20 protein-coding genes and 1 riboswitch are annotated in these 22,177 nt (G+C 42.9%); of the genes, 9 read left to right on the top strand and 11 right to left on the bottom strand.

Features of this window, described 5'->3' with window-relative positions; all coding sequences use genetic code 11:
* Nucleotides 1–12 precede the first annotated feature (12 nt).
* Entirely contained in the window at nt 13–2,463 is a 2,451-nt protein-coding gene (locus ACTQWB_RS03900) for an ABC transporter ATP-binding protein/permease (RefSeq protein WP_441500456.1), read from the bottom strand.
* A 410-nt stretch (nt 2,464–2,873) separates the two neighbouring features.
* Here ACTQWB_RS03900 and ACTQWB_RS03895 point away from each other — a divergent pair, with 410 nt between their 5' ends.
* From ACTQWB_RS03895 to ACTQWB_RS03880, 4 genes are all read left to right on the top strand, one after another.
* Nucleotides 2,874–3,551 (top strand): response regulator transcription factor, encoded by a 678-nt coding sequence (locus tag ACTQWB_RS03895; RefSeq protein ID WP_441500455.1) that lies wholly within the window; start codon nt 2,874–2,876, stop codon nt 3,549–3,551.
* On the top strand, nt 3,544–4,578 hold the full coding sequence (locus ACTQWB_RS03890; protein WP_441500454.1) for a HAMP domain-containing sensor histidine kinase: 1,035 nt from the start codon (nt 3,544–3,546) through the stop codon (nt 4,576–4,578). The genes ACTQWB_RS03895 and ACTQWB_RS03890 overlap by 8 nt, the downstream gene beginning before the upstream one ends.
* Before the next feature lie 88 nt (nt 4,579–4,666).
* On the top strand, nt 4,667–5,308 hold the full coding sequence (locus ACTQWB_RS03885; protein WP_441500453.1) for a nitroreductase family protein: 642 nt from the start codon (nt 4,667–4,669) through the stop codon (nt 5,306–5,308).
* A 257-nt stretch (nt 5,309–5,565) separates the two neighbouring features.
* Complete coding sequence (locus tag ACTQWB_RS03880; RefSeq protein WP_441500452.1) at nt 5,566–6,915, top strand: MATE family efflux transporter; 1,350 nt, start codon at nt 5,566–5,568, stop codon at nt 6,913–6,915.
* A 64-nt stretch (nt 6,916–6,979) separates the two neighbouring features.
* Here ACTQWB_RS03880 and ACTQWB_RS03875 read toward each other — a convergent pair whose 3' ends face one another.
* Nucleotides 6,980–7,876 (bottom strand): DMT family transporter, encoded by an 897-nt coding sequence (locus tag ACTQWB_RS03875; protein ID WP_441500451.1) that lies wholly within the window; start codon nt 7,874–7,876, stop codon nt 6,980–6,982.
* A gap of 119 nt (nt 7,877–7,995) precedes the next feature.
* Nucleotides 7,996–9,228 carry an MYG1 family protein gene (locus tag ACTQWB_RS03870; RefSeq protein WP_441500450.1) on the bottom strand — a complete coding sequence of 411 codons (1,233 nt, stop codon included), beginning with the start codon at nt 9,226–9,228 and terminating at the stop codon, nt 7,996–7,998.
* A gap of 312 nt (nt 9,229–9,540) precedes the next feature.
* On the opposite strand from ACTQWB_RS03870, the gene ACTQWB_RS03865 reads away from it, so the two are divergent.
* Both ACTQWB_RS03865 and ACTQWB_RS03860 read left to right on the top strand, forming a co-directional pair.
* The gene (locus ACTQWB_RS03865) at nt 9,541–9,759 is read left to right on the top strand and encodes a FeoA family protein (protein ID WP_441500449.1); all 219 of its coding nucleotides are present in this window, start codon (nt 9,541–9,543) and stop codon (nt 9,757–9,759) included.
* 154 nt (nt 9,760–9,913) lie between these two features.
* The gene (locus ACTQWB_RS03860) at nt 9,914–11,857 is read left to right on the top strand and encodes an EAL domain-containing protein (RefSeq protein ID WP_441500448.1); all 1,944 of its coding nucleotides are present in this window, start codon (nt 9,914–9,916) and stop codon (nt 11,855–11,857) included.
* A 5-nt stretch (nt 11,858–11,862) separates the two neighbouring features.
* On the opposite strand, the gene ACTQWB_RS03855 is transcribed toward ACTQWB_RS03860, so the two are convergent.
* The gene (locus ACTQWB_RS03855) at nt 11,863–13,233 is read right to left on the bottom strand and encodes an MATE family efflux transporter (RefSeq protein ID WP_441500447.1); all 1,371 of its coding nucleotides are present in this window, start codon (nt 13,231–13,233) and stop codon (nt 11,863–11,865) included.
* A gap of 67 nt (nt 13,234–13,300) precedes the next feature.
* Between ACTQWB_RS03855 and ACTQWB_RS03850 the strand changes: the two genes are divergently transcribed.
* On the top strand, nt 13,301–13,384 hold the full coding sequence (locus ACTQWB_RS03850; protein WP_441500635.1) for a hypothetical protein: 84 nt from the start codon (nt 13,301–13,303) through the stop codon (nt 13,382–13,384).
* 30 nt (nt 13,385–13,414) lie between these two features.
* On the opposite strand, the gene ACTQWB_RS03845 is transcribed toward ACTQWB_RS03850, so the two are convergent.
* The gene (locus ACTQWB_RS03845; protein ID WP_441500446.1) at nt 13,415–14,245 is read right to left on the bottom strand and encodes a LysR family transcriptional regulator; all 831 of its coding nucleotides are present in this window, start codon (nt 14,243–14,245) and stop codon (nt 13,415–13,417) included.
* A 267-nt stretch (nt 14,246–14,512) separates the two neighbouring features.
* On the opposite strand from ACTQWB_RS03845, the gene ACTQWB_RS03840 reads away from it, so the two are divergent.
* Nucleotides 14,513–15,352, top strand: a complete 840-nt coding sequence (locus ACTQWB_RS03840; protein WP_441500445.1) for an aldo/keto reductase — start codon at nt 14,513–14,515, stop codon at nt 15,350–15,352.
* 253 nt (nt 15,353–15,605) lie between these two features.
* Here the strand turns inward: ACTQWB_RS03840 and ACTQWB_RS03835 are convergent, their stop codons facing one another.
* From ACTQWB_RS03835 to ACTQWB_RS03815, 5 genes are all read right to left on the bottom strand, one after another.
* Nucleotides 15,606–16,532 carry an SIR2 family NAD-dependent protein deacylase gene (locus tag ACTQWB_RS03835; protein ID WP_441500634.1) on the bottom strand — a complete coding sequence of 309 codons (927 nt, stop codon included), beginning with the start codon at nt 16,530–16,532 and terminating at the stop codon, nt 15,606–15,608.
* Nucleotides 16,533–16,645: 113 nt separating this feature from the next.
* Entirely contained in the window at nt 16,646–17,431 is a 786-nt protein-coding gene (locus ACTQWB_RS03830) for a protein-ADP-ribose hydrolase (RefSeq protein ID WP_441500444.1), read from the bottom strand.
* A 28-nt stretch (nt 17,432–17,459) separates the two neighbouring features.
* Complete coding sequence (locus tag ACTQWB_RS03825) at nt 17,460–18,068, bottom strand: 4Fe-4S binding protein (RefSeq protein WP_441500443.1); 609 nt, start codon at nt 18,066–18,068, stop codon at nt 17,460–17,462.
* Nucleotides 18,069–18,190: 122 nt separating this feature from the next.
* Nucleotides 18,191–18,811 carry an ECF transporter S component gene (locus tag ACTQWB_RS03820; protein WP_441500442.1) on the bottom strand — a complete coding sequence of 207 codons (621 nt, stop codon included), beginning with the start codon at nt 18,809–18,811 and terminating at the stop codon, nt 18,191–18,193.
* A riboswitch (FMN riboswitch) is annotated at nt 18,812–18,930 on the bottom strand. It abuts the gene before it with no gap.
* Between the two features lie 357 nt (nt 18,931–19,287).
* A complete protein-coding gene (locus ACTQWB_RS03815) occupies nt 19,288–19,683 on the bottom strand; it encodes a pyridoxamine 5'-phosphate oxidase family protein (RefSeq protein ID WP_441500441.1) in 396 nt (131 codons plus the stop codon).
* Nucleotides 19,684–19,934: 251 nt separating this feature from the next.
* Here ACTQWB_RS03815 and ACTQWB_RS03810 point away from each other — a divergent pair, with 251 nt between their 5' ends.
* Entirely contained in the window at nt 19,935–20,288 is a 354-nt protein-coding gene (locus tag ACTQWB_RS03810; RefSeq protein WP_441500440.1) for a winged helix-turn-helix transcriptional regulator, read from the top strand.
* 254 nt (nt 20,289–20,542) lie between these two features.
* Here the strand turns inward: ACTQWB_RS03810 and ACTQWB_RS03805 are convergent, their stop codons facing one another.
* Nucleotides 20,543–22,114, bottom strand: coding sequence for a DUF5605 domain-containing protein (locus ACTQWB_RS03805; protein ID WP_441500439.1), 1,572 nt, complete (start codon nt 22,112–22,114; stop codon nt 20,543–20,545).
* Nucleotides 22,115–22,177 lie beyond the last annotated feature (63 nt).

Here is a 22,177-nt window from a genome sequence, read left to right as displayed (position 1 = left end):
AATAGTGCCCCGTCACTCCGTGCGCAGCGCAATAACCGGATCTTTCTTCGCTGCCTTTTTCGCCGGAATCAGGCCGCCAAGCAGTGTGATCACTATGCTGATCACGATCAGGATAACTGCTGATGCTGCTGGAATTCTGGCTGTAATTCCTGAAATTCCGGAAATCTTCTCAATCAGTGAATTGATCGGGAATAGCAGCAGGGAAGAAATTCCAATGCCCAGCACTCCGGCACAGCAACCGATAATAAAGGTTTCTGCGTTAAATACCTGGGAGATATTACGTTTCGAAGCTCCAAGAGCACGCAGAATACCGATCTCCTTTGTCCGTTCCATGACAGAAATATGGGTAATAATGCCAATCATGATACAGGAAACGATCAGGGAAATTGCAACAAACGCAATCAATACATAGGATATTCCATTGATAATGGTTGTGATCGAAGAGGTAAGCAGTGCAACATAGTCTGTATAAGTGATCTGTGCGTCCTCCTCGGCTGTTTCATTATAATCTGCAATACAGTCGGCAATTGCCTCTTTGTTTTCGAAGCTATCAGCGTAGATGCTGATAGAAGCAGGTGCGTCATAGCTGACTTTTCCGAATGCTTCCAGATTTTTCTCATATGTTGATTTGACATTATATGCCTTTGCAGCATCTGATGATTCAATTACAGGACTTGTCTGCGCTGTATCATTCGCGACATCAAAACTCAGCCCTGTCAGCACATTGATTTCCGGTGTATCCTCCTGTGCCGTAACCACTGCACTTTCATCTGTATGGTCAATAATGTACTCCGTAAGTTTTGAGGTATAACCAACTGCCGTGGAAATAGACGCGTTTTCTGCCTCTTCTTCCGCTTCTATTTTTTCTGCTGCAGATTCATATTCTTCAGCTGTGATAAGCCCCAGCTGATATAAAGTTCCCGCAGAGATTCCGTTATTTTCATTCAGCACAAGAACCACTTCGTCATAATTCTCCGGCCAGCTTCCATATAAAACGTCATAATTATCTGTTACTACCGGGCTGACTGTCTTATTATCTGTGCCTGCCATCAGTTCAGAGAAATTCTCAGCACCAGAGGAGGTATTTCCTAAAACAGCGGACATCATTCCTGCCTGACTGCTCACAGCTGACTGACTTCCCACCGCTGACTGGCTATTCACACCCGACTGGCTCTCCATTCCTGCCATACTGTCCATTTCGCTTTCATCCAGAAGCAACGCGTCAGTATCTGCATCACTGTTTACCAATACACCATCTTTATTGTTAGAATATACCTGGAAGTTCACATCATAAGTATAATTTACACCATGCTCTCCCAGATATTGCTGAATCTCACTATCCGGGTCATCCAGATACTTCTTAAACTCCGTTAAATTGTTTTCTACAATACTGGAGGCCATCTTTTCCCTGGCTTCCATATCTGAATAATCCGCGTAAACTGCAGAAAGGCTTGCAGATTCCGTATTTTCCCCATCTGTGTCACGCCTGCTCTCTATCATTTCCCTCCGCTGTCCCATCACACTGGAAATATCAATGATCTGGGCACTGATGGTCAGGGGATAAGAAGCCATGGTATCCTTCTGGATATCGGAAATATAGGTGCTCATTCCTGTTGAAAGAGCCAGGATTAATGCAATCCCGATAATTCCAATTGAACCAGCCACAGAGGTAAGCAAGGTGCGTCCTTTTTTGGTGCGCAGATTATCGAAGCTGAGAGACAGTGCCGTGGAAAAGGACATGGAAATTTTCTTTCGCTTCTGCGGGACGGCAGGCGTCTCATCTGGTGTATATGGATTGGAATCACTGACGATCTGGCCGTCCAGCAGCTTTACAAGTCTGGTAGAATACCGCTCTGCCAGTTCCGGGTTATGGGTTACCATAATAACCAGCTTATCCTTCGCAATCTCCTTTAACAGTTCCATGATCTGCACACTGGTTTCACTATCCAAGGCTCCTGTCGTTTCATCCGCCAGCAGGATATCCGGATTGTTGATCAGCGCCCTGGCAATCGCCACACGCTGCATCTGGCCACCGGACATCTGATTGGGCTTTTTGTGGATATGGTCTTTCAGCCCTACTTTTTCCAGCACCTCAATCGCCCTCTGCCGCCGTTCCTTTTTGGAAACACCAGCCAGAGTCAGTGCCAGCTCTACATTCACAAGCACACTCTGATGCGGGATCAGATTGTAGCTTTGAAACACGAAACCAATGGAATTATTCCGGTAATAATCCCAGTCTGAATCCTTATACTTTTTGGTCGAAACGCCATTGATGATCAGATCACCGCTGTCATACCGGTCCAGTCCGCCGATAATATTTAACATGGTTGTTTTGCCAGAACCGCTTTGTCCCAGAATCGACACAAACTCATTTTCCCGGAAGCCTATGGATACACCTTTGAGAGCATCCTGCTTCACTTCACCGGTGACATAGGTTTTTACAATGTTTTTTAACTGAAGCATGTCGTATATTTCCTTTCGTGAGAATATGATGTCAGAGCACGCCACACTTTTCGGTAGCTTTCGCGCCTTCTTTACTGTCACAGATTGTTTCACAGTTATGCTGTTTCACGATCCGTCAGCCACGTTCCCGACTATAACATGCTCAGGTAAACTCAAGGACACGTCACCATAAACTGAAAATAAACGAAAAAATCCTCTATAAAATGTGCCAGATATGTATTTTGTTTATCTTGGTTTGTCCTTCCTATGATATACTTGTGTTAAATCCGGAGTATGTCCCACACTGCCAGATAGTAACCGTTTACGCCATACCCAGTAACACAAAATATGTGGACAAACCAAGCTCACAGACTGCAGAATTTTTTCATGACATACTTCAATCTAACCACACCCAAAAGAGAGGTTTCCTTATGTTTAATATACTTGTAGCAGAAGATAACCCAGACATGCGAGAGCTGTTCTGCACGGTTTTATCTGACAGCGGCTATCGCTGTCTCCCGGCTTCTGATGGATTAGAGGCTTTGGATATTATGGAAAAAGAATATATCGATCTGATCGTCGCAGATATCATGATGCCAAATATGGATGGCTATGAGCTTACCAGAACTCTTCGCGATTCCAAATGGGAGACTCCCATTTTGATGGTAACAGCCAAGGATCAGTTTGCCGATATGCAGCAGGGGTTCCGTGCCGGAACCGATGACTATATGGTGAAACCTGTTGATGTCCGGGAACTGGTTCTGCGGGTAGAAGCCTTGCTTCGCCGGGCAAAGATCTCCAGCGAAAAGAAGATCACCATCGGTTCTACCGTGCTGAATTATGATGCACTGACCGTAACCATTCATGGCAAAGAGACCATTCTTCCCCAAAAAGAATTTTACTTACTTTATAAACTGCTTTCCTATCCCAATAAGATTTTTACACGCCAGCAGCTTATGGATGAAATCTGGGGAATGTTTTCCGAGACGGATGAGCGTACCATTAACACACACATCAATCGTCTGCGTGACCGTTTCTCTGACTGCTCTGACTTCGAGATCGTTACCATACGTGGACTTGGTTATAAGGCGGTGAAAAAAGTTGAATAGAAAACCCCACTCCAGGCTCTGGCTGTACTTTACCGGAATTATTTTTGCCACTATTTTCGGCGTTTTCACCTTCATTACCCTGATCTGGCTCGCCCTGTTCCAGCTGAAGCTGATCCATGTAGATCCTCAGACCAAGCACATTCCAATTCTGCTGCTTTGCCTTGGCAGCACACTGCTTGGAACCATCATTGCATTGTTTGTGGGAAAGTTGATGATCCAGCCGATCCAGACTATGCGGGACGCTTTTAACGAGCTTTCCAGGGGGAATTTTTCCGTAAGGATTCCCACCGATCAGAAGGTGGATGAGATTCGGGAAATGGCGCTGCATTTCAATGCCATGGCCCATGATCTTTCCCACATAGAAACTCTCAGAAGTGATTTTGTTGCCAATGTTTCCCACGAATTTAAAACCCCCATCGCGGCCATTGAAGGATATGCAACCTTGCTTCAAAATCCAAATCTGACCCAGGAGAAATATGACCGTTATGTGCGGATCATTCTGGATAATTCCAGACGCCTTACTAATTTATCCACCAACATTCTCACACTTTCCAAGCTGGAAAATCAGGAAATGATCGTGGATAAAAAAGATTTCCGGCTGGACGAACAGATCCGAAAAGCCATCCTGACACTGGAAGGAAAGTGGGCTGACAAGAATATTGAATTTGACATGGAGCTTCCCAGGCAGATGTATTATGGCAGTGAAACACTCCTGTCACAGGTGTGGATCAACATTCTGGATAATGCGATCAAGCACTCACCTGCCGGTGGCACCATTCAGGTAACGATTTCCCGCATGGAAACAGGAATATCGGTAATCATTACCGATCATGGAGATGGCATGACTCCCGAAATGCAAAAACACATTTTTGAAAAATTTTACCAGGGTGACAATTCCAGGCAGGCAGAAGGAAATGGACTTGGACTGGCACTGGTTAAGCGGATCATAGATCTTTGCCAGGGCACCATTACTGTAAAAAGCCAGCCTGGTGAAGGCGCCGCTTTTTCTGTGTATCTGCCTTTATAGTTTACCGTAAGTTTTTCTTACTGTGGTATTCTGTAAGTCACCAGAGAATTAAGTTAGGAAAATATTATATGAGAAAGGAAAATGATTCATGGACATTTTACAGTTAATGAAAGAAAGACATAGTGTACGTCAATACAAAGACCAGCCGATCACACCAGAATTAAGAAGCACACTTACTGAGAGCATTTCCGAACTCAATCAGGAAAGTGGCTTGCATATGCAGGTATTTTTCGATGAGCCAGATTGCTTTGATTCCTTTATGGCCCACTACGGAAAATTTAAAGGTGTCTCCAACTATATCGCTATCGTAGGTTCCAGGCAGGATCAGGAAAAAGCCGGATATTATGGGGAAAAACTGGTTCTGGAATGCCAGAGCCTGGGACTGAATACCTGCTGGGTAGCTATGACCCACGGTAAAACAAAGGCAAAAATCGAAAAAGGTCAGAAGCTTCTGATCGTTCTCTCCCTTGGCTATGGGGCAAACCCAGGTGTTCCCCACAAAAGTAAGGGGCTGTCTGAGCTTAGCAAAGCAGACCAGGATACCGACTGGTTTCTTAAAGGAATGGAAGCTGTCAGCCTGGCTCCCACTGCCATGAACCAGCAAAAATTCCTGTTTGAGCTGAAAAATGGGAAAGTAACTGCCAAAGCCTTAAATGGTTTTTATTCCAAAATCGACCTTGGAATCGTGAAATACCATTTCGAAGCAGCCACAGGACACAAAGTGCTGTAAAAATAAACAAATAGAAATTGACAATAAAAATTGTATCCTATATAATCGTGAGTGTTCATCGGAGGGCAATTTGTTCAATTAGAAACAATAGCTGGATAAGATGGCAGACTGAGATGTCTGCTTTCCTATCCAGCTTTTTTGATATTAAGAAAAAAGGCCCAAAAGCTTTATCCATTTTACCCAATAATGCTTTTGAGCCTGTGCCCCCTCAAATACAAAGAAACAACGATTTACCTAGTAAATTTAAGGAGGTTCCAATGAAGAAAAACACATCCTTCACTGAAGGAAAAATCCTGCAGCCCTTGATCTTATTTGCATTTCCGGTATTGCTTGCCTTATTTCTCCAGGCTATGTATGGTGCTGTGGATCTGCTCATTGTAGGAAAATTTGCGTCCTCAGCTGATGTATCCGCCGTATCTACCGGTTCCCAGATCATGTCCACCCTGACAAACCTGATCAGCAGCTTTGCAATGGGAACGACCATTTTGCTTGGACAGCAGATTGGAAGTGGAAAACGGGAAGAAGGCGGGCACACCGTAGGAACTGCAATTCTCATGTTTGCCATAATTGCAGTGGTAATGTCCATCATTATGGTGATCTTTGCCCCCGGGATCAGCCGTATGATGAATGCGCCTGAGGAAGCCTTCCAGAAAACTGTCGATTATATCCGGATCTGCGGCGGCGGTATGCTGGTCATCGTAGCTTACAACCTGATCGGCTGTATTTTCCGTGGTCTTGGCGACTCCAACACACCACTTATCACAGTCGCTATCGCCTGTGTATTTAACATTGCCGGAGACCTGCTTTTATGCGCTGTTTTCCACCTTGGCACAGCAGGAGCTGCGATTGCCACTGTGTTTGCCCAGGCCATAAGTGTGGTGGCATCCCTGCTTTTTATCAGTAAAAAAGAGCTGCCCTTTGTTTTAAAGAGGAAAAATATCCGGATTCACAAAGCCTATCTGTGTAAAATGGTGGGCTTCGGTGCACCGATCGCGTTGCAGGATCTTCTGGTAAGCATTTCCTTCCTGATCATTCTGGCTATCGTAAATGCCATGGGAGTTATCGCCTCCGCAGGTGTAGGCGTGGCAGAAAAGGTCTGTGCTTTTATCATGCTGATCTCCTCTGCTTTTATGCAGTCCATGTCTGCCTTTGTAGCCCAGAACTACGGCGCAGGGCATATGCACCGGGCAAAAAAAGCGCTCCACTATGGCATCCTGGTATCATTCTCTGTTGGTGTGGTAATGTTCGTAATTACCTTTTTCCATGGAAATGTACTGGCGGGCATTTTCTCCTCTGACAAAGAAGTTATCCTGGCCGCAGCTGATTACCTGAAGGCTTACGCCATTGACTGTCTGTTTACTGCCATTTTCTTCTGCTACACCGGATTTTACAATGGTATTGGCAAGACAAGATTCGTTATGGTACAGGGAATTATCGGTGCCTTTTGTGTCAGAGTGCCGGTATCTTACATCATGAGTATCCAGGCCAGGCCCTCCTTGTTCCACATCGGACTGGCAACCCCAATGTCCTCTGTATTGCAGCTGATTCTTTGTGTGGGATTTATGCTTGTATTACAGAAAAAGGGTGTACTTGAAGACCGGAACTGATACTACTTTTAAATAAAAAAAGCCAGGTTATAACCTCTGAAAAAAGGTTTTAACCTGGCTTTTTTTATGCATTTTCTTTTGTCTTTTTCTGTGACACGATCAGTCCCACAAAAATCAGCACCGATCCAATAATGGAAGCCACCGTCATTTTCTCATGAAGCACAAACACGGACAGTACCACCGTTACCACCGGTGAAACATAAATATACACGCTTGTCTTCACCGCCCCGATCCATTTCGTTGCCAGATTCCAAAGCAAAAATCCCATAGCACTTGCACCAAGTCCAAGGAACAGGAAGTTCACTGCGATCTGGGGTTTCAGCATAATGCTCAGATCCCAGGAGGACTTCTGGAAGATCAACACCGGAATCAGAAACACGATTCCATAGAAGTAAATGCGCCTTGTCACTGCAACTGTAGGATAATCCCACTCCCCGATTTTTTTCACCAGTGCAGAATATGCACCCCAGGAAATCATTGCCAGAAATGCAAGTCCATCTCCAAGGGGATTCAGGTTGAAGCTTTTCTGGCCGCTCATGCTGATCATAATGACACCAGCCATTGCGATTACGAAACCGATATAAAAAAACAGTCCGGATTTCTCATTCTTAAAGAAAAATCCAACCATCACCGCTACAAAAAACGGCGCACATGCCACGATAATCCCTACATTTGAAGCATACGTTAATGTCAATGCCGTATTTTCCAGCATGAAATAAAGCACGATTCCAAACAGGCTGGCTCCTGCAAACACCACCTCCTGCTTTGGGTTCTCCAGCTTCAGATGATGGGGGTACACGATCAATAATGCCAGAAATGCCAGCACCACACGGGTAAATAAAACTTCTGAGGGCAAAAAATATTCAAGCAATACTTTGCTGGATACAAAGGTTGCGCCCCACATGATCTGGGTTCCGCAGGCAAGAACATGGCCTGCGATCTGTTTTCTCTCTTCTGTCATTTCTTTTTAGCTCCTGTTTTCTTTCTCAAATAATTCAAGAAGATGCTTTATAGAATATTCAAAACGTTTTTTCTTCAAAATGCATATAGAAAATCCGAAATCACTTCTTAAGATCCAACTTACGAACCAGAAGGTATTCTGACCAATATTTTTTCTCCGTTTCTCTCCACCATCGTCAGCACCGGAATGTGTTTTTTCCGCAGCATATGCACCACGGGGTACGCAGAAAAAGTAGTATTTCCAACGAAAACTGCCTCCGGTTTATACTTCAGGATCTCCTTCACCTGCTCTTTAACAGCTGCTTTCCACTCCTGTTTTTCCATCAGAACTTCTCCATAAATCCCCTGCATTTCCAGTTCTGGAAGTTGTGGAAAATCAATATGTACCACCTTTGCAGCCTGCAATTTGGGCAATTGCAGAAGCAGTTCATCCACAGAGATATCTCCGCCAAAATTCACCACAACCGGCTTTTCATGGAATTCTTTCAGGCTGATCTCGCATGCTTTTACCGCATCTTCCAGGGTTCCGGCTGTCATAAGAAAGCCGCCCTTATGGCAGAATCCGGCACTTTCAAGCCCGGTCACACGCACCAGGTCTTCATTTTCCAGCCCCAGCCATTCCACAGGAAAGCTGCATTTATAATTTAGGGAATACTCTTTTTTCTGCGGCTGAATACAATAACCACCTCTGTTAGATGGGAAAATAACAAAAGCAATTTCCGTCTCTGATAAACGTTTCTGGCAAGGCACAAACTCCGGAAGAATAAGGATTTTTGCCTCTTTTTCTGCCGTTTTCCCAGACTGGATTTCCTCTTCATGAGCTTCCAGAAGCTCTTCCACACGTTTATCCGCACGTTCATTTCCACGATACCGTTCGAACTTATTTTCCAGGATCATTCCTGCTACACTGACTGCCTGAAAAAAGGCCTGATCATTATTTCCCTGTGCATCCCAGGCCGGATTAAAGTTTCCGATCAGGGTTGCCAGCTCATTTTTCTCACCAGTATTATCATTATTATCCAACGGCTGAACGAAAGACTGATCGAATTTTTCCGCCAGTTCTTCACCTAAAATTTCCTCTCCAAGAGCTTCCCAGAGAAGTCCAAATGCCGCGTAAGGGACTCCATTTTCACGGATACGGCTGTCCTTCTGATGATGGTCATACTGCCCACGGCCGATGTCAAACACGACTCCTTCAAAATCCTCCGGCACCTTATTTCCCCTGGTAATGCTGATCTCCGGGTTCAGATACAGCAGTAATGCTGCGGAAAATACGTCATCCGCATGGAATTTTCCACTGTGGGTGAAGGCACTGGCATTGTTTCTTTTTATCTGTTCAAGTAAATGATTCATAAAGTTTTCCATTCTTTCTATTACCAACTTTTTATTGCATCCAGATAACGTACATTTCATACGCAAACTTTCAGATGTGAAAGATATCCTTACAGATTTTACCATAAGACGTAAACAAAATAAACGCCGTTTTTTGTCTGATCACCCCTGAAAAAATTTCTCAACAAAGCTTTTTCTGTATCACCTCTTATAATTACGTGGTATACTCTTTGTTAGTTTGTTCTAACTATATAAATAAAGCAATCGCTCATATAACGCATTCGAAAATATATGTGTTTATTATGAAATTCCCAATACAAAGGAGGTATCTTCGTGCCCTTAAGCTTAACCGAATTCAACCATTTCTACATCATTAACAAAGTCTGCGGACTGGAAAAACAGCGCCATTATCTGGAATCCCTGGGATTTGTGCCAGGTACCCAGGTTACGATTTTATCCGAATTGCACGGCTATTATGTGGTGATGATAAAAGGAAGTAAGATTGGCCTGGATAAGGACCTGGCAAAGAAAATTATCGTGTATGCAGGCTGAGGCCGCCATGAATATAAGACTTATCTGGCAATCTAATAACTTATAACTGTGAAAGCATTGGACAGTTACTAACTTTTATTACTAAAACGTGTTTTTTGGTGTCAGTTTCTCTGTCCCCAGACTTCACGTCAGTTATGATTTTACGGAGAAATGTATGGAAAGAAATAAAACAATCATGAAACTCTGCTATTTGCAGACAGCACTTTATATCGTATCTTTAATCTCGTTGGTTGCGCATCATAAATATAGCAGGAACGGAAAAATCTTCGCTCTGCTGGTAATTTTATCTCTTGTTGGATGTGCCGTTTCCCTTACGCTGGCAGATTATCTCAGAACCATGATCCAGAACTCTGGCTTTGATGTGGCTGGAGTCCACGACAAGAAATCTCTGGAAAAGAAGCTTCTTCAGCTTCAAAATGCAGACGATACACTGGATGTGGGAATCATGATGTTCGATCTGAATAATCTGAAAAAAATCAACGACACCTATGGGCACGAACAGGGAGATGTGTTTATCCAGACCTTTGCTTCTTATCTTACCCGCATTCTCACTGAGGATAGTTTTCTCGCCAGATTCGGTGGAGATGAGTTTGTGATCGTCCAGAATCATGCCACCTGGTCCCAGCTGGAGCAAATGAATATCCAGCTCCAGACCATGCTGGATGCCTACAATCAGACAGCGGATCACCCCATCAGTTATGCTGTTGGATACGATATCAGCTGCAAAAACCACTACTATCTGATCATGGATCTTTTGCAGATCGCAGACCAGAAAATGTACCAGGACAAACGCTATAAAAAGGAAATTCTTGCAGGAAAAACACAAGCGCATTTCCGTTCCCGTCTGGTTGAAAGCATCTCCACAGAATCCCTGAAAGAGAAGCTTTTTACCATTTTAACCAATAGCAATGGTGAAAAGAAATATGCTTTTTTGATGACAGATGTAAATAATTTTCATCTGATCAATGATTACTGGGGATACGAAACGGGTACTGATATTCTGAATTTTATCCTAAAAAAACTCGAACTTTTCCCGAAAACTTTGTTCGTCAACCGCTATCATTCCGATATTTTTGTCAGCATTATTGACATCACCGGACAGGAATATGCAGATGTAAAAAAGGAAATCACTGCCTATAATAAACAGACTGCGCAGGAAGTTCTTGGCAGTTATCCGGTGAATTATTTTTCCCTGAATACCGGAATTTATTATCTGGAAAATGGTCAGATTCCCTGCGATGAGATTATTTCCCATACGAATATCGTACGCAGAAAAGCAAAATCTTCTCTCCTTGGAGTATGCGAATACACAGAAGAAATTGCCCTGGAAGAGCAAAAAAGAGCAGATACAATCCACTCTTTTCAGGAAGCACTTTCAGATAAAGAATTCCAGATTTATTTCCAGCCTAAGATCAATGGAAAGGAACAGAAAATCGCCAGTGCAGAGGTTCTGGTACGCTGGAAACGAAGCAATGGAGAACTCTGGTTTCCGGATAGTTTTCTTCCTATACTGGAAGAAACTGGTGAGATTGAAGCTTTGGATTACTATGTTTATGAGGAAGCTTTCCGATGGCTTGCTGCCCGAAAGGAATCTGGTCTTAAACTGATTCCTTTATCCTTAAACGTATCTCCGGTGCATTTCCGGAAGATCCAGACCTTTACCAGAAAGGTTATGGAACTGATCCAGAAATACCAAATTTCTTCCCAGTATCTGATTTTTGAGATCACAGAAACTACCTATATCCATAATATTGAATCAGTCAACCAGATGATCCGGTTCTTCCATGACCAGAATATCCGGATCTCCATGGACGACTTCGGTTCCGGCTATTCATCCTTAAATACTTTAAAGGATATCCTGTTTGATGAGGTCAAAATTGACAAAAGATTCCTGTCTGACGACCTGACCGAAAAGGGAAAAATCGTACTTCAGGAGATCTTCCATCTGCTGAAACGAACCCATAAATTTATCGTCTGCGAAGGAGTGGAGACGAAAGATATGGTGGATTTTCTGGTTGAAGAAGGCTGTGATGAATTACAGGGATATTACTATTATAAGCCTATGGAAATGAAAAAATTTGAGAAATTGATTGCGTAAATTTCTTACTTTTTCATCTTTACCAGTTCTCTTCTCGCAAATATCACCGCCAGTACAAAGGCAGCTCCATCCGCAATTGGTCCCGCATACATCACCCCGTCAATTCCCATAAGCAGGGAGAAGATCAGGATCAGTGGCAGTAAAAACAGTACCTGTCTGGTCAGAGACATAACGATTCCAAGCTTCGCTTTTCCGATAGAAGTGAAGAATCCGGAGGACATAGGCTGGATTCCATTGGCAAATGTCATGAACATAAAGATCTTCAGATAACGCTCTGCAAACTGGAAATAAAGGTCACTTCCAGTTCCGAAAATGCTGACGATCTGGTGTGGAAACAGCTGAAAACAAATGAAAAATATGGTAGCAATCACAGTACATGCAGTCACTGAATAACGGTATGTAAGCCTTACCCGGTCATACTTAACGGCTCCATAATTGAACCCCCAAATTGGCTGACAGCCCTGGGAAATACCAATACAGATTGCCATAAACACCTGGTTTACCTTGGAAATAACCCCTACGCAGGCAATGGGAATATCACTTCCATAGACGGACATTCCACCATAATAGCGCAGAATATTATTCATTACGATCTGCACAACAGCCATGGCAATCTGGTTAATACATGCCGCCATTCCAAGAGAAACAACGGCCTTCAGGCAAGTAAAAGAAGGCTTCAGCATCCCCGCTTCCATATACATTTTGCGGAATTTCCAGAAATATATGACTACCAGGATTCCGGAAACAACCTGTCCGATCACGGTAGCCCAGGCAGCCCCTTTTATTCCCCATCCAAAGCCGAATATAAACAAAGGGTCCAGAATCGTATTGATAATCGCACCTGTAAGTACACAAGTCATAGAATATGTAGGACTTCTGTCTGCACGTACAATGTGGTTGCCGCCAATGGATAAAATATAAAAAGGCAGTCCCACTGCTGTTATGCCAAGATAATCTACAGCGTAAGGCATAACATCCTTCGTTGCCCCGAATAAGCTAAGCAACGGACGCAAAAATAGCAGGACGATAACAGCTAAGATTGCACCCATAATTACCAGGGAAGACAGTCCTGTTCCTGCAATGGAGCTGGCCTTTTTCTCCCTTCCTGCTCCCATTTCCAGGTTATAATTAGATGCACTTCCGATTCCAAGAAGAAGTGCTAATGCAGTGGCAATAGTCGTCACAGGAAATGCCACATTGGTAGCTGCATTTCCCAGCATTCCCACACCCTGACCGATAAAAATCTGGTCTACAATATTGTACAATGCACTGACCAGCATACTGATAATTGCCGGAATAGCGAACTTCGTGATCAAGCCGCCTACCGGCGCTGTTCCCAGGGGATTCTGCCCCTGATTTATCTCTTTTGTTTCCAAAAATATTTCTCCTCCTATAATTCCAAGCCCTGGAGCCTGTTTGAAAAATCATTCCTGCAATCTGCACATCCCAATTTACAGTATATTTCATCAGAATTCGACCTGCGTAATCCAACTACAACGCTCTCATCCGGACAAATTCTCTCGCTAATTATGATACCCCACTTGCAAAAATCCTTTCTCAAGCATGCTCTGGAATATTATGTTTATCCGAAAATGCTATACCAGACACTCTGCTTACCACATAAAAGGTGGCATGGGCTTCCGCGTCCGTCAATGGGATATTGACACGATCCGGATAATTTCCCTGGAGCATGCCATAATCGGTAGTAAAGCAGGGAAGAGAAGATGCATTGACCAGCTCATCAAACACAACCGGATCAGGCTGCACCAGGAATTTAGATGCAGGCATTTTTTCCCGGCAGAAAGTGTCCCAAAAGCCAAGCTCTGTGCGCAGTAAGAAATTAAACCCATTAATTTCAGTACAAGTCAGTGAATGATATTTCGCCAGATCATGCCCCGGTGGTACACAGACAAACAAATTTTCCCTCATAAAAGCCTTCGCCCCTTCAACAGGAAATGGCAAGATAGCAATGTCGCAGGAACCGTCCTCCCAGGCAGCCAATACCTCATCGTTCTGACAGATAACAGATGACACGATCGTACCTGGCTGAAGGATATTCAGCTTTTGCTGTAATTCCCACAACGGCGCTGGAGCGCAAGAACGGATCACAATCGTCCTCTGACGCTGATCGAAATCCTGCACCTGCTGCACACTCTTCCTAGCTTCCTGCAAAAGTCTCCTTGAAACTTCCACAGCCTCTTCCCCCGTCTTATTCAATTCGATCCGATTCTTTCCCCGGGTAAAAAGTGCAACTCCAAAAGCATCCTCCAGATGCTGCATCGAACGGGTGACAGAGGGTGTGGAAATATGAAATTCTTCTGCCACACGGCTTAGTGTCCCAAGGTCAGCAAATGCTACCAGCTGACGTAATTCATATAAATCCAGCATATTCTCCTCCACACATTTCATATTATGAAAAGCAGTTTGCGTTATCAATAATGTACAATATCAAAGAATGGTTGTAAAGTATGAATTGTAATAAATTGCATGTGAGCCAAAAGCAATACCGCTGTTCATTTTATGCACAGAAAAAGTAAGTCCATCACGGTACACATCATGCATGGGAACAGTAAAATTGTCACGATTCGCTTCATGCACGGAAGCCGCAAATTATCACAGTTTAAAATCACCTATTAAAACAGGAGGTATTATTTTATGGAATATGTTACTTTGAATAATGGAATCAAAATGCCTAAGCTTGGTTACGGTGTATATCAGACACCGCCAGAAGATACAAAACGCTGCGTGCTGGATGCGATTGATGTTGGATACCGCAGCATTGATACTGCACAGGCTTATGGTAACGAAGAAGGTGTCGGTACCGCAATTGCCGAATCCGGTCTGCCTCGTGAAGAGTTCTTCCTTACCACAAAGGTATGGATCTCAAATGCAGGCTATGAAGCTGCAAAAGCTTCCATCGAAGAATCCCTGAAAAACCTGCGCACAGATTATCTTGACCTGCTTCTTATTCACCAACCATTCGGAGATTACTACGGCACTTACCGTGCTATGGAAGAAATGTATGCGGCTGGAAAGCTCCGCGCCATCGGTGTTTCCAACTTTGGACCTGACCGTTATCTGGATATCCAGCATTTTGCAAAAATCAAACCAGCAGTCAACCAGGTGGAAACTCATGTATTCCAGCAGCAGAAGGTTGCCAAAGAATATCTGAAAAAATATGGCTGCCAGATTGAGTCCTGGGGACCATTTGCAGAAGGCCGCAAGGATATGTTTACCAACCCGGTTCTGACTGAGATTGGCAAAAAATATGGAAAAACAGCTGCACAGACAGCACTGCGCTTCCTGCTCCAGAGTGATGTTGTCATCATTCCAAAGTCCACTCATAAGGATCGTATGCAGCAGAACTTTGAATTGTTTGATTTTGCACTGACAGAAGAAGATATGGCTGCTATTGAAGCTCTTGATGGAGGGGAAAGTTTATTCTTCTCACATTATGATCCGAAGACAGTGGAGTGGTTCATGTCTATTGTTTAAGCTTTATAATATCTAGAATAAAGGAATTACGGAAGTAGCTTAATTGCGGAACAATTTATGTCATCAAATTTGAGTAAGCTATTTTCTCACCTTTTCTTAGATACTTACAAAAATGTGCGTCCGACAATATCGTCGAAACGCACATTTTTGTCCACAACTATTCTGAGCTATTCTCCAAAATGCTTCACATTTCGTCGGTGTGACATAATTCGCCAAATACACTGTAAAATGGCATATATCAATTAGCAGCCGGTCACAGAAGCGATAGAACTTCTCCAATATCACCCTCTATACAAATCGCCTGATTCTGCAGTTCCAACGGGCACGCAGCATCCCTGTAATTGATACAGCAATACACTGCAGACGGATTCTCTGCTGTCATCTGCCAGAACGGGTATTTCACAATGCCGGGCGTGTTATAGCCAACCCCTAACTCCAGAAAAACCATCCTCATTCCTTTATGCCTTCTGACAAAATCGTCATATCTGAAAGCGGCTTTATGCCATCCATCATCTTCCACAAAGGTGCTGTCAGCACGCAGATTCATGGTCATTGGTGCACCGCACTTCGGACAGTGAGGAACCAGCTGGGAGGGTACTTTCATTTTTACAGAACCTGTTGAAAAAACATTGGAAGAATCCTCCAACGAGCGATTAGAAGCACTTCCGGAAATAGAATTTTCCGGCAAAACAAGCGTTCCATCTTCTGCGATCTTATATCCTTGCTCCTCTACCATTTTTTTCACGATTTCTTCATTATCATAAGTATCATGATGACATGGCTTACTGCACTGCAAGAGGCCGTAATCGCCCTGGGTATAAAACAGTCTGTGCTTATCAAATCCAGCCTTCTGGAAGCAATGATCCACATTGGTAGTAAGTACAAAATAGTCTTTGCCCTGTACCAGCTTCAGCGAGTCTTCATAAACCGGCTTCGGCGCATCCATATAACGGTTGATGTAAATATATCTGCTCCAATAAGCCCAGTACTCTTCCAAAGAATCAAAGGGATAAAAGCCACCGGAATACATATCTTTAAAGCCGTATTTCGCCGCGAAATCGGAGAAATATTTTGTAAATCTTTCTCCTGTATATACGAATCCTGCGGATGTAGAAAGTCCGGCTCCGGCTCCGATAAGCACTGCATCTGCTTCCTGGATTACTGTTCTTAATTTTTCCATTTTTCCCTGATATTTCCTGTTGGATAAAGTTTCTTTATCACCAAATATATTATTATATATCGTCATTTTTTCCTCTTATATTCAATACTACCAGTCATGTTTTCAAACAGGCTCTAAGCTCTTGTCAACAATTTCTTATATATTTCCAAATCCAGATTTTTAAATACATTAAAGATTACTTTCTTCACACTTGTCTCTTTCTTCAGAAATTCCTGCACGGTTTTCACTGCAATTTCCGCTGCCTTTTCATTTGGAAAATGAAATACACCTGTAGATATGCAGCAAAAAGCAACGCTCTCCAGGCCATTTTCTGCTGCCAGCTTCAGGCAGGATTCATAGCAGCTTGCCAGTAATTCACAGTCTTCTTTCCGTAATTTTCCATTGATAATAGGACCAACTGTATGGAGAACATATCTGCATGGAAGATTAAATGCAGGTGTGATCTTCGCCTGACCGGTTGGCTCATCATAACCCTGTTTTTCCATGATCTCGCCACACATAAGCCGCAGCTGGACTCCTGCAAAAGTATGGATGCAATTGTCGATGCAGGCATGATTTGGTGCATAGCAGCCTGTCATTCCACTGTTCGCTGCATTTACGATGGCGTCACAATGCAAGGTCGTAATATCGCCCTGCCATACATAAATTCCAGGCTGAACGGGCTGTAATTCATCCAGTTCCACGATTCCTTTTGCCTTTGTTTCCTCTGTCAGATATTCATCCTGAACCTGTAGAAATCTGGGATTTATCTTTCGCGGCGGACGTACATTCATAAGAACACGAAGAAGCAGCTTCTGGTCTTCTTTTTCCCGGGGAATGGTCATCGTACCGTAATTTTCGTTCTCCCGTTCCTTTAAAAGCTCCTGTATTAAAAAGATTCGTCTTTCGTTTTGGTTCATGGCTGTCATTCCCTTCTAATATTAATCATCAGGCTCTTCTTACAATTACCTGCTTCGGGCAGGTTTCCGCACATCTTCCACAGTGCAGACAATGATTCTGGTCAATTTCTACAGGAATTTTATCTATATTGATACACTTTTGTGGACAGACTGAATAGCATAGTTTACAGCCGATACAGCCATCTCCTACATAGTAGCCGCCCTGGGTTTTTACCGCATTTCCAATCACAAAGCTATCTCTTACAATGTGGGATGGCTCGCTGATGTCAAAGTATTCCCCTTCTGCTTCATACAGCTTAAAAACCTCCAACGCTGACCTTGTATCTCCAGGATAAATCCCCTGCATATATGTATTTTTTTCAAATATTTCATCCAGCTTCTCACTGCCGATGTTGCGGATTTTTCCACGAAGTGAGATTGAAATTTTGTCCTTTGTTGCAGACAGCGCGATATATTTCTGTTCCATCAGCTGTGTATAAAAAGCCTTCCCTTTCGCAGTAAGAAAATACACGCCATCCTCATCCCAAAGCATCATATCGATCACCCGTGTCTGAGGATGACTGTCAGCTCCAATTGTAGCAATTGTTGTGGAGTGTATCTGCTCCACCAGTATTTTCAGATAATCTTTTTTCTCCATAACAGCCCGCACCTTTCTACTCTATATATGAAAATATTTCATTTAATCTCTTTTACAAAAATGATGTTATAGGCAAAAGAGCTTTGCCCATAACATCATGAAGTTCATATTCCAGGCACAAATTAGTGCATTCCTTTTAAAACCGGTCTGATCTGCTTATAGGTTATCATAGTGAATCCGCCAATTACAAGACCTTTTAGCAGATTAAACGGAAATGCATTGTACAATACAATGTCAAGTTTTGTTTTTATAAAAGGAAGAAATTCTCCGAAAGAAGCAATCAGCTGGTCAAGCGGCATGAAATTTTCAAATAATGGCAAAAGAATAAAATAATTCGTTACTGCTGCCACGATTCCCATTGCAAAGCTACCTGCAACACAGGCGATTCCTGCTCCTTTTTTCGTTTTCTTATATTTATATATGAAGCCAGCTGCAGCTACATAAGATGCTCCCATAAGGAAATTGGCAAGCTCGCCGATTCCACCGGTGGAGCTGGAAAGCAGCTGCAGGGCATTTTTTACAAGTTCAACTAAAAGCCCGCAAAGAGGGCCAAATGCAAAAGCTCCGATCAGTGCCGGATAATCCGAAAGATCCATCCTTGCAAAAGATGGTGCCAACGGCACCGGAAATTCCAGAAATGCCAGAATGTATGCGATTGCTGCCAGTACAGCGGTCATTGTCAGCATTCTTACATTTATATTTTTTTTGTTCGTTATTTCTATATTTACTGTTTCTGTACTCATTTTTTTCTCCTTTCATCCGGACTTTACCGTCGGTTACGGAATTGCACCGTATCAGCCGCCAAAATGGGCTCGCAGACTATACTGCCGGTCAGGAATCGCACCCTGCCCCGAAGAACTTGATTTTTATTTTTGTTTTGTATCTTATTTTATTTCTTGGCTTATTACTTCTCATTTGGAGCAGAGTTACCTTCTTCTTTCACCATCACAAAACAATACAGACTATTAATATAGAGAAATTTTTCTATCTATAATAAGTAATTCCAATGGAAGGTTTATTTCCATAAAAGGCAACCACTGCTCCACTCTTCACTCAATACATACATGAAACTATATTCATATTCTCATCATCCAATTTTAAATATCTAAAGCTTTTACACTTGGCCATGTTCGAAAAATATTAGGAGTTATTTTCAAACACGCTCTAAAATTTAATCTATGAGATTTATGAATGTTCTAACACTATTTATTTGAATCTATTAAAACTCATATGGTGGATTTCCGGAGAAATCAGCAATAACACCGTGTGCATTTTCCAGGTAAAATACCTCGAAGATTGGGTTATCAGCAGTCTGATACTGACCTTTTACGATTGGGTTTGCAATACACATTTCTTTTACTGCCATATTGTTTTCAAATACTGCTTTTCCGTGAAGGCGGATCCATGCATATTCCGGGCTGGAAGTGGAAATCTCGATTTCCGGATTTTCCTGCATATCTTTGTAAACGTCCTTTGTGTTATTTGTGCAGAACCATAATTTTCCATCCATCTCACCAGCGAACATGAACGGACGGCATTTTGCCTTTCCATCACGACCTACGGTTGCAAGATACTGTACAGGGTTTGCGTTTAAAAATTCTACTACTTTGCTCATTGTAAATTCCTCCATTTATTTTTCTTTTGGGTTTTGAAAGGGGGCTTCCTTTTTCTGAAAAATTCTTCCTTTTAAAAGCTTTTCTTTTTAAAAGTTTTTCTTTCCTAAAAGGTTGTTTTTTCCTTTCGATGAATTTATAATAAGCCCATACAGACCAAACGTAAAGTAGGCACAATATTGTGCTATAGTTACCAAAATGATACCATTGACTGATACCAAAGAATACTATTGTGTAAAACAGGAGGTTTCCCATGGAAAATTCAACCACTACATCTTCAAAGCAAACTATCCACGAACTTCCAGCCTGCCCGGTGGAAACTACTCTCACCCTGATCAGTGATAAATGGAAGGTTCTCATTCTCCGTGACCTTATGCCTGGAACTAAGCGTTTCGGCGAGCTGCGCAAATCTATTGGACATGTGACTCAGAAGGTTCTCACAGCTCAGCTCCGCCAGATGGAGGAATCCGGGCTGGTTTCCCGTAAAGTCTACGCTGAGGTTCCACCCAGAGTAGAATATACCCTTACTGACCTCGGCTACAGCCTAAAACCCATTCTGGATGCAATGTGGGACTGGGGAGAGAATTATAAGAAGCAGAATGCATAATAGCAGTAAAAATGAAAGAAGTGTTACAATAGACCGCCACATATGGTCTTTCCTAAAAAAAATTTCCCTTAAGTAGATTTTGGTTATTTACCTTGTCTACTTAAGGGAAATCTATCAAATAAAATACTCACTTCCAGGTACCAAGTTTTATATTATTTCACTTGTCTCCCTCAAAGGGAGCATATCATTTCCTGACACCTCCATATTTTTATTGGTGACTTAGGTATAACTGTTCTGGATTTTTTGTACAGTCTTTATTTCTTTGCCCGCAATCTTACCGCCATATACTCTTTCCCCGGCAGCTGCACTCTGAATTTCCCCTTATGTACACCACCATCTGTGATGGTCATTTCCCAGGTATCAATAATCTCCACCTGATACTCTGTGGTATCATCAAAATAGAAGTCACGGAAGCCTGGACGCATAAAGCTGTAATAATAGATAAAATAATCTTTTCTTGCAGGAAACCCTGCAGCCCGGCATGCTACCTCATCCCATTTGCATGGCATCGGTTCCACTCCAAGGCCTGGTGTTTCTTCCATGATCTGTGCCAGGAATTTAATACGTTCTGGTGAGGTTCCGTGCAGAACTCCGCCATGGGACCACCAGAGAATGCGGTCCGGACTAAGGTAGGTTTCCCCGTGTCCCGGGTATCCGCCACGGCAAAATGCCTCCCAGAATCTTCTTGTCATTTCCTCTCCACTGATATTTCCCCAGCCAAACTGAATGTTTCCCTCATAGCAGATTTCATCCAGAACTACCGGCTTGTGGTACTTCTCTCTCCAATCATTCACCAGCTCAGAGGAACGGTAGGTTTCGGTTCGCTGGATGCTGCAATGAGTCACCCATGGGCGGTTATAATCATAATAATCCTTGCAGTTATGGACTGATCTGAGATGATGATAAGAATCCTTTTCGCAAATAATTTTCGCATATCTTTCCCAGTCAGCAAGGGTTTTCTCTTTCATCAGGTCGTACTCATTTGCCAGGGACCACCACACATTCCGGTATGCCGAAAAACGGGCCAGCACATACTTCCAATAGCGGTCATCATCCTCTGCTTTCATCATGGAAAATCCCCATCTGTCATAAGGATGCATCACGATCAGATCAGCTTCAATTCCAAGCTTCATAAGTGCCTGAATGCACTTCTCGATGTGCTGGAAATGCGCCGGGTTAAATCTGGTAAAATCCCAGTCGTTTCCAGGTGCACAGCCATTATATTCTGCAAAATTCTCCTCATTTAATACAGAGCTGTCACATGGTGTTCCTTCATAGGGATAAGTGATTGGCTCATGAAGATTATAGTCGTAATGCTTGGGAAAAATACAGAAACGGATCTTGTTAAATGCATTTTCTTCCAGAGTTTTCAAGGTCTGCTTCTGTAATTCTTCATTCTGCAGATTCCATGCATAGCAGGTGGTTCCGATACAGTGATATGGCTTGCCATCCTCATATGCCAGGTAGTATGTGCCTGCAACACGGACTGGGCCATGGTTGTCTGCTGACGGAGTTGTAGCAGTAAAGCTGCCAGTTTCATTATTTTCATGTTCTGATGTTTTGCCTCGATCAGCTGTTTTTTCCGCATTTCCAATTTCAAAGGATGCCTCAATCTCAAAGTTATATGTATCCTCAAAAGAAGGCATAAACCTCACCTTATAAATTCCATTCCCATCATAAAAACCATCCACTGTTTTTTTCTCGTTTTTGCACTCAAAAATTCCCCGGATCCACTGGTCGCAGAACGGATTCCCCTCCTTCGGGCCGGTCACTGTCACTTCAAAAACGCCCCATTTTTCCACTGTTTTTGCATAGCTTATTCCCATAGTTTTTTGCTCCTCCTAACATACAAAAGCCTATACTTTCTGGTATCATCATACCCCAGAAAG

Origin of the sequence: Blautia sp. HCP3S3_H10_2 (assembly GCF_052122375.1) — a bacterium.
Classification (GTDB): Bacteria; Bacillota; Clostridia; order Lachnospirales; family Lachnospiraceae; genus Blautia_A.
This window is presented reverse-complemented; position numbering and strand designations above follow the sequence as displayed.

Bases quoted from the DNA above. Each gene is read 5' to 3' on its own strand.
- ACTQWB_RS03860 (WP_441500448.1), top strand. From the start codon at position 9,914: ATGGAAAGAAATAAAACAATCATGAAACTCTGCTATTTGCAGACAGCA.
- ACTQWB_RS03885 (WP_441500453.1), top strand. From the start codon at position 4,667: ATGGACATTTTACAGTTAATGAAAGAAAGACATAGTGTACGTCAATAC.
- ACTQWB_RS03870 (WP_441500450.1), bottom strand. From the start codon at position 9,228: ATGAATCATTTACTTGAACAGATAAAAAGAAACAATGCCAGTGCCTTC.
- ACTQWB_RS03825 (WP_441500443.1), bottom strand. From the start codon at position 18,068: ATGGAGAAAAAAGATTATCTGAAAATACTGGTGGAGCAGATACACTCC.
- ACTQWB_RS03805 (WP_441500439.1), bottom strand. From the start codon at position 22,114: ATGGGAATAAGCTATGCAAAAACAGTGGAAAAATGGGGCGTTTTTGAA.
- ACTQWB_RS03845 (WP_441500446.1), bottom strand. From the start codon at position 14,245: ATGCTGGATTTATATGAATTACGTCAGCTGGTAGCATTTGCTGACCTT.
- ACTQWB_RS03810 (WP_441500440.1), top strand. From the start codon at position 19,935: ATGGAAAATTCAACCACTACATCTTCAAAGCAAACTATCCACGAACTT.
- ACTQWB_RS03875 (WP_441500451.1), bottom strand. From the start codon at position 7,876: ATGACAGAAGAGAGAAAACAGATCGCAGGCCATGTTCTTGCCTGCGGA.
- ACTQWB_RS03840 (WP_441500445.1), top strand. From the start codon at position 14,513: ATGGAATATGTTACTTTGAATAATGGAATCAAAATGCCTAAGCTTGGT.
- ACTQWB_RS03820 (WP_441500442.1), bottom strand. From the start codon at position 18,811: ATGAGTACAGAAACAGTAAATATAGAAATAACGAACAAAAAAAATATA.
- ACTQWB_RS03830 (WP_441500444.1), bottom strand. From the start codon at position 17,431: ATGAACCAAAACGAAAGACGAATCTTTTTAATACAGGAGCTTTTAAAG.
- ACTQWB_RS03895 (WP_441500455.1), top strand. From the start codon at position 2,874: ATGTTTAATATACTTGTAGCAGAAGATAACCCAGACATGCGAGAGCTG.
- ACTQWB_RS03900 (WP_441500456.1), bottom strand. From the start codon at position 2,463: ATGCTTCAGTTAAAAAACATTGTAAAAACCTATGTCACCGGTGAAGTG.
- ACTQWB_RS03835 (WP_441500634.1), bottom strand. From the start codon at position 16,532: ATGGAAAAATTAAGAACAGTAATCCAGGAAGCAGATGCAGTGCTTATC.
- ACTQWB_RS03880 (WP_441500452.1), top strand. From the start codon at position 5,566: ATGAAGAAAAACACATCCTTCACTGAAGGAAAAATCCTGCAGCCCTTG.
- ACTQWB_RS03815 (WP_441500441.1), bottom strand. From the start codon at position 19,683: ATGAGCAAAGTAGTAGAATTTTTAAACGCAAACCCTGTACAGTATCTT.